Genomic DNA, 12,250 nt, shown 5'->3' with positions numbered 1-12,250 from the left:
GCGGCCGGTCAGGCCGGCGTCGCCCATCGGGCCGCCGATCTCGAAACGGCCGGTCGGGTTGACCAGCAGCCGGTACCCCTCGGTGTCCAGCTTGATGCCCTCGTCCAGCAGGGCCTTCAGCTCGGGCTCCACGACGAACTCGCGGATGTCGGGAGCGAGCAGCGACTCCAGGTCGATGTCGGAGGCGTGCTGCGAGGAGACGACGACCGTGTCGAGACGGACGGCCTTGTCGCCGTCGTACTCGATGGTGACCTGCGTCTTGCCGTCCGGGCGCAGGTAGGGGATGGTGCCGTTCTTGCGGACCTCGGACAGGCGCTTGGACAGCCGGTGCGCCAGGAAGATCGGCAGCGGCATGAGGGTCGGCGTCTCGTCGGAGGCGTAGCCGAACATCAGGCCCTGGTCGCCGGCGCCCTGCTTGTCGAGCTCGTCGTCGTCGCCCTCGACCCGGGACTCGTACGCCGTGTCGACGCCCTGCGCGATGTCCGGGGACTGCGCGCCGATGGACACGGACACACCGCAGGAGGCGCCGTCGAAGCCCTTCTTGGAGGAGTCGTAGCCGATCTCCAGGATCTTTCCGCGGACGAGCGTCGCGATGTCCGCGTAGGCCTTGGTCGTGACCTCGCCGGCCACGTGCACCAGGCCGGTGGTGATCAGCGTCTCGACGGCGACCCGGGAGGTCGGGTCCTCGCGCAGGAGCGCGTCGAGAATGGTGTCGCTGATCTGGTCAGCGATCTTGTCGGGGTGACCCTCGGTCACGGACTCCGAGGTGAACAGGCGACGGGACACAACGCTCCCTGTGGTTGCAGCGGCTGCTGGCTGATCATTTGCTGTCGGCACGAGGGCTGCGCCCGGTGCCGACCTGAACAGTTTATCGGTCGCGCTCGTTTCGTGGGCCACCGTCTCGCCTCTCGGGAGCGCTGTGACCTGCGGCACGGGCATTCTGCACAATGCCGGGCGACGTTGGCCAGGGGCGCCACACGCGAATTGAGCGGGCCACGTGCGCGCCCCCGGCGGCAGTCCGCGAGGGCGCGCCAGGTCTCACAGGCGCCGCGCGACCAAGTCCCAGACGGTGTCGGCCAGGGCTTCCTTGGGTCCGTGCGGTACGGGGGTCTCGCTGCCGTCGGCGCCCAGCACAACAGCCTCGTTCTCCTCGGAACCGAAGGTCTTGCGCTCCCCCACCTCGTTGACCACGAGCAGGTCACAGCCTTTTCGGGCGAGCTTGGTGCGGCCGTTGGCGAGCACGTCGTCGGTCTCGGCGGCGAAGCCGACGATCACCTGTCCGGGCCGGGCACGATCGGCGGAAACCTCCGCGAGAATGTCCGGATTCCGCACCAGGACGATCGGGGCGGGCTCCTGGCCGTCCTTCTTCTTGATCTTCCCGGCGGCGTAGACCGCGGGGCGGAAGTCGGCGACGGCGGCGGCCATGACGACCGCGTCGGCGTCCGCCGCGGCCTTCAGGACGGCCTCGCGCAGCTGGACGGCCGTGCCGACCGGGACGACGTCCACTCCGGCCGGGTCGGGCAGGCCGGTGTTGGCCGCGATCAGCGTGACGCGGGCGCCGCGGGCGGCGGCGGTGCGCGCGAGGGCGTAGCCCTGCTTGCCGGAGGAGCGGTTGCCGAGGAAGCGGACCGGGTCGAGCGGCTCGCGGGTGCCACCGGCGGAGACGACGACATGCCGGCCCTCGAGGTCGGGCTCGGCGGTGCCGCGGGCCAGCACCCGGCGGCAGACCTCGAAGATCTCGGCCGGGTCCGGCAGCCGGCCCTTGCCGGAGTCGGCACCGGTGAGCCGGCCGACGGCGGGCTCGATGACGACGGCGCCACGCCTGCGCAGCGTGGCCACGTTCTCCTGTGTGGCCGGGTGCTCCCACATCTCGGTGTGCATGGCGGGCGCGAAGACGACCGGGCAGCGCGCGGTCAGCAGCGTGTTGGTCAGCAGGTCGTCGGCGATGCCGTGGGCCGCCTTGGCCAGCATGTCGGCCGTGGCGGGCGCGACGACGACGAGGTCGGCGCCCTGGCCGATGCGGACGTGCGGGACCTCGTGGACGTCGTCCCAGACCTCCGCCGAGACGGCGTTGCCCGACAGGGCGGACCAGGTCGCGGCGCCGACGAAGTGCAGCGCGGAGGCGGTGGGGACGACGCGTACGTCATGACTCGACTCCGTCAGCCTGCGCAGCAGCTCGCACGCCTTGTACGCCGCGATCCCGCCGCTTACCCCCAGAACGACCTTCGGCTTGTCCACCGTCTCTCCCCGGACTCGAAAACCTGGCACACCCAAAACCTGGCACACCCATGAGACACCACAGGCCCGGCAGTCGGCTGCCGGGCCTGTGGATAAGTCAACCGCGATCTGAAAGTACTACTGCGCCGGGCCCTCGATGGCCTCGGAGGTCAGCAGACCCGCGTTGATCTCACGCAGGGCGATCGAGAGCGGCTTCTCGTGGACGTGGGTGTCGACGAGCGGACCGACGTACTCGAGGAGGCCCTCACCGAGCTGCGAGTAGTACGCGTTGATCTGACGGGCACGCTTGGCCGCGTAGATCACGAGGCTGTACTTCGAATCGGTGGCCTCAAGCAACTCGTCGATCGGCGGGTTGATGATGCCCTCGGGCGCGGTGATGGAAGAGGACACGCTCTACCTTCCGATGGATGGGAAAGAATTCAGTTGCCGCGACCGGTCACTGAGAGCAGTCGCACTCACTAGGGACGATCACACAACGTCCACCAAGGCTAGCAGCTCGCGCGCCACGTCCTCGACGGAGGTGTTGACCAAGGTCACGTCGAACTCCGGCTCGGCCGCCAGCTCGGTCCTGGCCGCCTCCAGGCGGCGCTCGATGACCTCGGGCGGCTCGGTGCCCCGGCCGGTCAGCCTACGCACCAGCTCCTCCCAGGAGGGCGGAGCCAGGAACACCAGCTGGGCGTCGGACATCGACTCCCGGACCTGCCTGGCCCCCTGGAGGTCGATCTCCAGCAGAACGGGCTCGCCGTTCTCCAGGCGCTCCAGCACGGCCGCGCGGGGCGTGCCGTAGCGGTTCCCGGCGAACTCGGCCCACTCCAGCAGCTCGCCGTTGGCGATCAGCTTGTCCATCTCATCGTCGGTGACGAAGAAGTAGTGGACTCCGTGCTGCTCACCGGGGCGCGGCCTACGGGTGGTGGCCGACACCGAGAGCCAGACCTCGGGGTGTTCCTTGCGCATATGGGCGACGACCGTGCTCTTGCCGACCCCCGAGGGGCCGGAGAGCACGGTCAGCCGCGGACGTTCACTCATGCAGCGATTATTCCAGCAATCCCGGAGTGCCCGGGACTCCCGGCCCGTCGCGAGACGGACTCAGGAACCGGTGCTGCCGAACTCACGCTCCAGGGAAGCGATCTGGTTGGAACCGAGACCCCGCACACGGCGGCTCTCGGAGATGCCCAGACGCTCCATGATCTGCTTGGCGCGGACCTTGCCCACGCCGGGCAGCGACTCGAGCAGCGCGGAGACCTTCATCTTGCCGATGACGTCGTTCTCCTGGCCCTGCTTGATGACCTCGTGCAGGGAGGCGCCGGAGTGCTTGAGTCGATTCTTGACCTCGGCCCGCTCCCGGCGAGCCGCGGCGGCCTTTTCGAGCGCGGCTGCGCGCTGTTCAGGGGTAAGGGGCGGAAGAGCCACGCCTACGTCACCTCGGATGTCGAACTGTCGGATACGGACCGGTGAGGAACCTAGTCGCCCCACACCTGGGGAGCTACGAGCAACACGCTGCCCGTTCTCCCCCACTGCCTGAAGGGCGTGGGAGGTGCCCCCACTGCTCGGAGACTAGCGGGCAAGTCCGCCAGAGTCAGCGAGAACAGCGGAAAAGTCCTGGTCAGCCTCCGTCAGGCCGGACATTTCAGACATAATGCCCCCGATTTGAGGATGTATTCACACTCAAGTCGTCGGGCCGCCGCCCGCCCGGGCGCACGCCGGAGGACTCAGTGACCCGCGACGACGGCCTGAATCTCCCCGGCGAAGCGCTCGGCGGCCGCCCGCAGGGCCGTGACGTCGGGACCGTGACGCAGAACACCCCGGCTGACGTTCGGCACGACGTTGCGCAGCGCCGACCCGAAGACCTTCGGAAGGTCGGCAGGCGTCGCCCCCTGCGCCCCGACGCCGGGCGCGAGGAGCGGGCCGTTGATCCCGAGGTCGTACGACGACAGGTCACCGACCGTGGCACCGACGACGGCGCCGAAGGAACCCAACGGCTCCTCGCCCGCGTTCTCGGCGGCCAGGTGGGCCAGCATGGTCGCGCCCACGCTGCGGCCGTCGGCACGGACCGCGTGCTGCACCTCGGGGCCCTCCGGGTTCGAGGTCAGCGCCAGCACGAACAGGCCGGCACCGCTCTCCCGGGCGAGCGCGACGGCCGGGCTGAGCGAGCCGTAGCCGAGGTACGGCGAGACGGTCAGGGCGTCGCAGAAGAGCGGGGCGTCCTTGTGCAGGTAGGCCTCCGCGTACCCGGCCATGGTCGAGCCGATGTCGCCGCGCTTGGCGTCCATCACGACCAGGGTGCCGGCCGCGCGCGCCTCCCGGACGATCGTCTCCAGCACGGCGACACCGCGCGAGCCGAACCGCTCGAAGAAGGCGCTCTGCGGCTTCATGACGGCGACCCGGTCGGCCACGGCCTCGACGACCGTGCGGCTGAACCGCTCCAGACCGGCCACGTCGTCGTTCAGGCCCCACTCGGCGAGCAGGGAGGCGTGCGGGTCGATGCCGACGCACAGCGGGCCGCGCTCGTCCATGGCGCGGCGCAGCCGGGCGCCGAAGGGCTCGTACGAGGTCATGCGGGCTTCCTCACGTCGGCGCCGATCGCGTCGGCGAGGGTGGCGTAGGGGCTGGTGCGCAGGCGCGCGGCGAGCCCCTTGTGGAGCGTGCGGGACCAGAACGGGCCCTCGTAGATGAAGGCGCTGTAGCCCTGGACCAGCGTGGCACCGGCCAGGATGCGCTGCCAGGCGTCCTCGGCGGTCTCGATGCCGCCGACGCCCACCAGGGTGATCCGGTCGCCCACGCGCGCGTACAGGCGGCGCAGGACCTCCAGGGAGCGCGCCTTGAGCGGAGCGCCGGACAGGCCGCCGGTCTCCTTCACGATCGACGGCTCGGACCGCAGGCCGAGGCCCTCGCGCGCGATGGTGGTGTTGGTGGCGATGATGCCGTCCAGGCCCAGCTCCACGGCCAGGTCGGCGACGGCGTCGACGTCCTCGTCGGCGAGGTCCGGGGCGATCTTCACCAGCAGCGGGACACGCCGGTTCGCGACCGTACGGTCGGCGGCCTCGCGGACGGCGGTCAGCAGCGGGCGCAGCGCCTCGGTGGCCTGGAGGTTGCGCAGGCCGGGCGTGTTCGGCGAGGAGACGTTGACGACCAGGTAGTCGGCGTAGGGCGCGAGCCGCTCGGCGGACTTCACGTAGTCGCCGACGGCCTCCGCCTCCGGGACGACCTTGGTCTTGCCGATGTTGACGCCCACGACGGTCCTGAACACCGGCCGGCGCGTGGCCAGGCGGGCCGCCACGGCCAGCGAGCCGTCGTTGTTGAAGCCCATGCGGTTGATCAGCGCACGGTCCGCGACAAGGCGGAACAGCCGCTTCTTGGGGTTGCCGGGCTGCGGCTCCCCCGTCACCGTGCCGATCTCGACGTGGTCGAAGCCCAGCATCGACATGCCGTCGACGGCGACGGCGTTCTTGTCGAAGCCGGCGGCGAGCCCGAAGGGGCCGTGCATACGCAGCCCGAAGGCCTCGGTGCGCAGTTCCTTGTAGCGGGGGGCGAGGGCGGCGGCGACGAAGGTGCGCAGCACGGGGATGCGGACGGCCAGACGGATCCAGCGGAAGGCCAGGTGGTGGGCCTTCTCGGCGTCCATCCGCTTGAAAACCAGACGGAAGAAGAGCTTGTACATCTCGGAAAAGTCCTCAGGGGTCCTCATACAGAGGGGGACACCGTTTCCGGTGTCCCCCTCAGGGCTGCTAGTCGCGGGCCGCGGTCAGGTGTTCCGCGTGTTCCTGGAGCGAACGGACGCCTACGTCGCCGTGGTTGAGCGCGTCGATGCCCTGTACGGCGGCGGCGAGCGCCTGGACCGTCGTCAGGCACGGCACCGACCGCGCCACCGCCGCCGTGCGGATGTCGTAGCCGTCGAGGCGGCCGCCGGTGCCGTACGGGGTGTTGACGATGAGGTCGACCTCGCCGTCGTGGATCAGCTGGACGATGGTCTTCTCGCCGCCCGGACCGGTGCCCTCGGACTGCTTGCGCACGACGGTGGCGTTGATGCCGTTGCGCTTGAGGACCTCGGCCGTGCCCGAGGTGGCCATCAGCTCGAAGCCGTGGGCGACCAGCTCGCGGGCCGGGAAGATCATCGACCGCTTGTCGCGGTTGGCGACCGAGATGAACGCGCGGCCCTTGGTGGGCAGCGGGCCGTAGGCGCCCGCCTGCGACTTGGCGTACGCCGTGCCGAAGACGGAGTCGATGCCCATGACCTCGCCGGTGGAGCGCATCTCCGGGCCGAGGACGGTGTCCACACCGCGCCCCTGGATGTCCCGGAAGCGGGACCAGGGCATGACGGCCTCCTTGACGGAGATCGGCGCGTCCAGCGGCAGCTCGCCGCCGTCGCCGTTCGCCGGGAGCAGGCCCTCGGCGCGCAGCTCGGCGATGGTCGCGCCCAGCGAGATACGGGCGGCGGCCTTCGCCAGCGGCACCGCGGTCGCCTTCGAGGTGAAGGGGACGGTGCGGGAGGCACGCGGGTTGGCCTCCAGGACGTAGAGGATGTCACCCGCCATCGCGAACTGGATGTTGATCAGGCCGCGTACGCCGACACCGCGCGCGATGGCCTCGGTGGAGGCGCGCAGGCGCTTGATGTCGAAGCCGCCGAGGGTGATCGGGGGCAGGGCGCACGCCGAGTCGCCGGAGTGGATGCCGGCCTCCTCGATGTGCTCCATGACGCCGCCGAGGTACAGCTCCTCGCCGTCGTAGAGGGCGTCGACGTCGATCTCGATCGCGTCGTCCAGGAAGCGGTCGACGAGGACCGGGCGGGACGGGCTGATCTCGGTCGACTCGGCGATGTAGGAGGCGAGGCGGGTCTCGTCGTAGACGATCTCCATGCCGCGACCGCCGAGGACGTAGGAGGGCCGGACGAGGACCGGGTAGCCGATCTCGTCGGCGATGGCCTTCGCCTCTTCGAAGGTCGTGGCCGTGCCGTGCTTGGGGGCGGGCAGGTTCGCCTCGGCCAGGACGCGGCCGAAGGCTCCGCGGTCCTCGGCGGCGTGGATGGCCTCGGGGGACGTGCCCACGACCTTTACGCCGTTGTCCTTCAGCGCCTGGGACAGGCCGAGCGGGGTCTGGCCGCCCAGCTGCACGATCACACCGGCCACCGGGCCCGCGAGGGACTCCGCGTGGACGATCTCCAGGACGTCCTCGAGGGTCAGCGGCTCGAAGTACAGGCGGTCGGAGGTGTCGTAGTCCGTGGAGACGGTCTCCGGGTTGCAGTTGACCATCACGGTCTCGTAGCCCGCGTCGCTCAGCGCGAAGGAGGCGTGGACACAGGAGTAGTCGAACTCGATGCCCTGGCCGATGCGGTTCGGTCCCGAACCCAGGATGATGACGGCCGGCTTCTCGCGCGGCGCGACCTCGGTCTCCTCGTCGTAGGAGGAGTAGAAGTACGGCGTCTTCGCCGCGAACTCCGCCGCGCAGGTGTCGACCGTCTTGTAGACCGGGCGGATACCCAGGGTGTGGCGGACCTCGCGGACCACGTCCTCGCGCAGGCCGCGGATCTCGCCGATCTGCTGGTCGGAGAAGCCGTGCCGCTTCGCCTCGGCCAGCAGCTCAGCCGTCAGCTCCGAAGCCTCGGCCAGCTCGTCGGCGATCTCCTTGATCAGGAAGAGCTGGTCCACGAACCACGGGTCGATCTTCGTGTACTCGAAGACCTCCTCGGGCGTGGCGCCCGCGCGGATGGCCTGCATGACCGTGTTGATCCGGCCGTCGGTGGGCCGTACGGCCTCGCGCAGCAGCGCGTCCTTGTCGCCCACCTCGCCGACGAAGGTGAACTGCGAGCCCTTCTTCTCCAGCGAGCGCAGCGCCTTCTGGAACGCCTCGGTGAAGTTGCGGCCGATCGCCATGGCCTCGCCGACCGACTTCATGGTGGTGGTCAGCGTGGAGTCGGCCTGCGGGAACTTCTCGAACGCGAAGCGGGGGGCCTTGACGACCACATAGTCGAGCGTGGGCTCGAAGGAGGCCGGGGTCTCCTGCGTGATGTCGTTCGGGATCTCGTCCAGGGTGTAGCCCACGGCCAGCTTGGCGGCGATCTTCGCGATCGGGAAGCCGGTCGCCTTGGAGGCGAGCGCCGAGGACCGCGACACGCGCGGGTTCATCTCGATGACGATCACCCGACCGTCCTCGGGATTCACCGCGAACTGGATGTTGCAGCCGCCCGTGTCCACCCCGACCTCGCGGATGACGGCGATGCCGATGTCGCGCAGGATCTGGTACTCGCGGTCGGTCAGCGTCATCGCGGGCGCGACGGTGATCGAGTCACCGGTGTGCACGCCCATCGGGTCGAAGTTCTCGATGGAGCAGACGACCACGACGTTGTCGTGCTTGTCGCGCATCAGCTCCAGCTCGTACTCCTTCCAGCCGAGGATGGACTCCTCCAGGAGCACCTCGGTGGTCGGGGAGAGGGTGAGGCCCTGGCCCGCGATGCGGCGCAGCTCTTCCTCGTCGTGCGCGAAGCCGGAGCCGGCGCCGCCCATGGTGAAGGACGGGCGTACGACGACCGGGTAGCCGCCGAGCGTCTCGACGCCCGCCAGGACGTCGTCCATGGAGTGGCAGATGACCGAGCGGGCGGACTCGCCGTGGCCGATCTTGGCGTGGACGGCCTCGACCACGCCCTTGAACAGCTCGCGGTCCTCGCCCTTGTGGATGGCCTCGGGCTTGGCGCCGATCAGCTCCACGCCGTACTTCTGCAGGACACCGTTCTCGTGCAGCGAGATCGCGGTGTTCAGGGCCGTCTGACCGCCCAGGGTGGGCAGCAGGGCGTCGGGGCGCTCCTTGGCGATGATCTTCTCGACGAACTCGGGGGTGATCGGCTCGACGTAGGTGGCGTCGGCGATCTCCGGGTCGGTCATGATCGTCGCCGGGTTGGAGTTCACCAGGACGACCCGCAGGCCCTCGGCGCGCAGGATGCGGCACGCCTGGGTGCCGGAGTAGTCGAACTCGGCGGCCTGGCCGATGACGATCGGGCCGGAGCCGATGACCAGGACGGACTGGATATCGGTGCGCTTAGGCACGCTGGCCCTCCATCAGGGAAACGAAGCGGTCGAACAGGTAGGCGGCGTCGTGCGGGCCCGCGGCCGCTTCGGGGTGGTACTGGACGGAGAAGGCCGGCTGGTCGAGCAGCTGGAGCCCCTCCACGACGTTGTCGTTCAGGCAGACGTGCGAGACCTCGGCGCGGCCGAACTTCGTCTCGCTGACCTGGTCGAGCGGCGCGTCCACGGCGAAACCGTGGTTGTGCGCGGTGACCTCGACCTTGCCGGTCGTACGGTCCTGGACCGGCTGGTTGATGCCCCGGTGGCCGTACTTCAGCTTGTAGGTGCCGAACCCGAGGGCCCGGCCGAGGATCTGGTTGCCGAAGCAGATGCCGAACAGCGGCGTGCGGCGCTCAAGGACGGCGGTCATCAGCGCGACCGGGCCGTCGGCGGTCGCCGGGTCGCCGGGGCCGTTGGAGAAGAACACGCCGTCCGGGTTCACGGCGTAGACGTCGTCGGCCGTGGCGGTGGCGGGCAGGACGTGCACCTCGATCCCGCGCTCGGCCATGCGGTGCGGGGTCATGCCCTTGATGCCGAGGTCGATCGCGGCGACGGTGAACTTCTTCTCGCCGATGGCCGCGACGACGTAGGTCTCCTTGGTGGCGACCTCCTCGTAGAGGCTCGCGCCCTTCATGTGCGGCTGGGCCTGGACGCGCGCGAGCAGCTCCGGCTCGGTGGCGATGGCGTCGCCGGAGAAGATGCCGGCGCGCATGGAGCCGCGCTCGCGCAGGTGGCGGGTGAGGGCGCGGGTGTCGATCCCGCAGATGCCGACCACGTCCTGCGCGACCAGCTCGTCGTCCAGGGAGCGCTTGGCGCGCCAGTTGGACGGCACGCGCGCGGGGTCGCGCACGACGTAGCCGGAGACCCAGATGCGGCTCGACTCGTCGTCCTCGTCGTTCCAGCCGGTGTTGCCGATCTGCGGGGCCGTCGCGACGACGATCTGACGGTCGTACGACGGGTCGGTCAGGGTTTCCTGGTAGCCGGTCATGCCGGTGGAGAACACGGCCTCGCCGAAGGTCTCCCCCACGGCCCCGTAGGCGCGGCCGCGGAAGGCGCGGCCGTCCTCCAGGACGAGTACGGCGGGAACCTTCGCGGCTCCCCTGGTGGAGGTGGTCATCGTGCGCCTTCCGTGTCGTTGATCATGTCGTTCAGGGTGTCCACCCATTCGGGGTGCTCGGCCGCGTGATCGGAGCGGAATCCGGAGTCGATCAGCTTGTCGCCGAGCGCCCAGGTCACCACCAGCAGGCCGCCCTCGGGCAGGACCTTGCCGGCGATGCCCTTGTCCAGCCGGGCCCCGCGCAGCGCGGCGGCGGGGACGAAGAAGTCGCTCGCTCCGGGGCGCTCGACCTCCAGGCCCTGCTCCGTCAGCGTGAGCTCGGCCCGGCTGCGGGTGCCCAGGCCGTGGGCCACGATGCGGTCCAGCCACTGCCCGGCGGTGGTGGAGCCGTGGTAGCGGCCGCTCAGGTTCAGTTTCGCCGGGCCGGTCTCCTCCGGCGCGCTGGGCGGCTTCGGCAGGTCGCCCTGGAGCGTGCCGCGCCACTTCCAGCCCTCGCGCATCAGCCAGTAGACGAGCGCGATGAACAGGACGAGTCCGACGAGCCAGCCGATGCGGGCCGGCCAGTCGGTGACGTCGGCCGACTTCTTGGCCTCGGCCAGCAGGATTACAGGTGTCACGTGAGCTTCCCGTCGACGAGCGTGGCCTTCCCCCGCAGCCACGTGTGCGTCACACGGCCCGGCAGCTCACGCCCCTCGTAGGGGGTGTTGCGGCTGCGCGAGGCGAAGCCCGCGGGGTCCACCTGGGCACGGTATTCCGTGTCGACGAGGGTGAGGTTGGCGGGCTCACCAGCCGAGACGGGACGGCCGTGCCCGGTGGCCTGTCCGATCTGCGCGGGCTTGAAGGACATGCGGTCGGCGACGCCGGCCCAGTCCAGCAGGCCCGTGTCGACCATGGTCTCCTGGACCACTGACAACGCGGTCTCCAGCCCCACCATCCCCATGGCGGCCGCGGCCCACTCGCAGTCCTTGTCCTCGTGCGGGTGCGGGGCGTGGTCGGTGGCGACGATGTCGATCGTGCCGTCGGCGAGCGCCCCGCGCAGGGCGTGCACGTCCCGCTCGGTGCGCAGCGGCGGGTTGACCTTGTAGACGGGGTTGTACGTGCGCACCAGCTCGTCGGTGAGGAGCAGGTGGTGCGGGGTGACCTCGGCGGTGACGTCGATGCCGCGGGACTTGGCCCAGCGGACGATCTCCACCGAGCCGGCGGTCGAGAGGTGGCAGATGTGGACGCGGGAGCCGACGTGCTCGGCGAGCAGCACGTCCCGCGCGATGACCGACTCCTCGGCGACGGCGGGCCAGCCGCCGAGGCCCAGCTCGGCGGAGACGACGCCCTCGTTCATCTGGGCGCCCTCGGTCAGCCGCGGCTCCTGCGCGTGCTGGGCGACGACACCGCCGAAGGCCTTCACGTACTCCAGGGCGCGGCGCATGATCACCGCGTCGTCCACGCACTTGCCGTCGTCGGAGAAGACGGTGACCCCGGCGGCCGACTCGTGCATGGCGCCCAGCTCGGCGAGCTTCCTGCCCTCCAGGCCGACGGTGACGGCGCCGATGGGCTGCACGTCGCAGTAGCCGTGCTCCTGGCCGAGCCGGTAGACCTGCTCGACGACGCCGGCGGTGTCGGCGACGGGGAAGGTGTTGGCCATGGCGAAGACGGCCGTGTAGCCGCCGCTCGCCGCCGCGCGCGTGCCCGTCAGCACGGTCTCGGAGTCCTCACGGCCCGGCTCGCGCAGGTGGGTGTGCAGGTCGACCAGGCCGGGCAGCAGCACCTTGCCGCCGGCCTCGACCACCTCGGCGCCCTCGGCGGACAGCTCCGTGCCGACGGCCGCGATGACCTCACCGTCGATCAGCACGTCCTGCGGCTCACCGCCGAGCACCTTCGCACCACGGATCAGGATCTTGCTCATGGG

The 12,250-nt window shown here is 70.2% G+C and carries 11 protein-coding genes; all 11 read right to left on the bottom strand.

Annotation, left to right across the window (positions count from 1 at the left end; all coding sequences use genetic code 11):
- Positions 1–786: methionine adenosyltransferase (gene metK / locus ADK64_RS23670; protein WP_053661865.1), on the bottom strand; the 786-nt coding region annotated here is incomplete at its 3' end.
- 252 nt (positions 787–1,038) lie between these two features.
- Complete coding sequence (gene coaBC / locus ADK64_RS23665; protein ID WP_053661864.1) at positions 1,039–2,238, bottom strand: bifunctional phosphopantothenoylcysteine decarboxylase/phosphopantothenate--cysteine ligase CoaBC; 1,200 nt, start codon at positions 2,236–2,238, stop codon at positions 1,039–1,041.
- 117 nt (positions 2,239–2,355) lie between these two features.
- Positions 2,356–2,628: a DNA-directed RNA polymerase subunit omega gene (gene rpoZ, locus ADK64_RS23660; RefSeq protein WP_005319902.1), complete on the bottom strand. Its 273-nt coding sequence runs from the start codon at positions 2,626–2,628 to the stop codon at positions 2,356–2,358.
- Between the two features lie 78 nt (positions 2,629–2,706).
- The gene (gene gmk, locus ADK64_RS23655; RefSeq protein WP_053661863.1) at positions 2,707–3,264 is read right to left on the bottom strand and encodes a guanylate kinase; all 558 of its coding nucleotides are present in this window, start codon (positions 3,262–3,264) and stop codon (positions 2,707–2,709) included.
- 60 nt (positions 3,265–3,324) lie between these two features.
- Positions 3,325–3,648: an integration host factor gene (locus ADK64_RS23650; RefSeq protein WP_003977346.1), complete on the bottom strand. Its 324-nt coding sequence runs from the start codon at positions 3,646–3,648 to the stop codon at positions 3,325–3,327.
- A 299-nt stretch (positions 3,649–3,947) separates the two neighbouring features.
- Positions 3,948–4,793: an orotidine-5'-phosphate decarboxylase gene (gene pyrF, locus ADK64_RS23645; RefSeq protein ID WP_053661862.1), complete on the bottom strand. Its 846-nt coding sequence runs from the start codon at positions 4,791–4,793 to the stop codon at positions 3,948–3,950.
- Positions 4,790–5,896: a quinone-dependent dihydroorotate dehydrogenase gene (locus ADK64_RS23640; RefSeq protein ID WP_053661861.1), complete on the bottom strand. Its 1,107-nt coding sequence runs from the start codon at positions 5,894–5,896 to the stop codon at positions 4,790–4,792. Before ADK64_RS23640 ends, pyrF begins: the two co-directional genes overlap by 4 nt.
- Positions 5,897–5,963: 67 nt before the next feature.
- A complete protein-coding gene (carB, locus tag ADK64_RS23635; RefSeq protein ID WP_053661860.1) occupies positions 5,964–9,272 on the bottom strand; it encodes a carbamoyl-phosphate synthase large subunit in 3,309 nt (1,102 codons plus the stop codon).
- Positions 9,265–10,407 carry a glutamine-hydrolyzing carbamoyl-phosphate synthase small subunit gene (carA, locus tag ADK64_RS23630; RefSeq protein WP_053661859.1) on the bottom strand — a complete coding sequence of 381 codons (1,143 nt, stop codon included), beginning with the start codon at positions 10,405–10,407 and terminating at the stop codon, positions 9,265–9,267. The genes carB and carA overlap by 8 nt, the downstream gene beginning before the upstream one ends.
- Entirely contained in the window at positions 10,404–10,964 is a 561-nt protein-coding gene (locus ADK64_RS23625; protein ID WP_053661858.1) for a hypothetical protein, read from the bottom strand. Before ADK64_RS23625 ends, carA begins: the two co-directional genes overlap by 4 nt.
- Entirely contained in the window at positions 10,961–12,247 is a 1,287-nt protein-coding gene (locus ADK64_RS23620; RefSeq protein WP_053661857.1) for a dihydroorotase, read from the bottom strand. The genes ADK64_RS23625 and ADK64_RS23620 overlap by 4 nt, the downstream gene beginning before the upstream one ends.
- Positions 12,248–12,250 lie beyond the last annotated feature (3 nt).

Origin of the sequence: Streptomyces sp. MMG1121 (genome assembly GCF_001280015.1) — a bacterium.
Classification (GTDB): Bacteria; Actinomycetota; Actinomycetes; order Streptomycetales; family Streptomycetaceae; genus Streptomyces.
The sequence above is the reverse complement of the archived record's forward strand: the minus strand, read 5'-3'. Positions and strand labels throughout refer to the sequence as shown.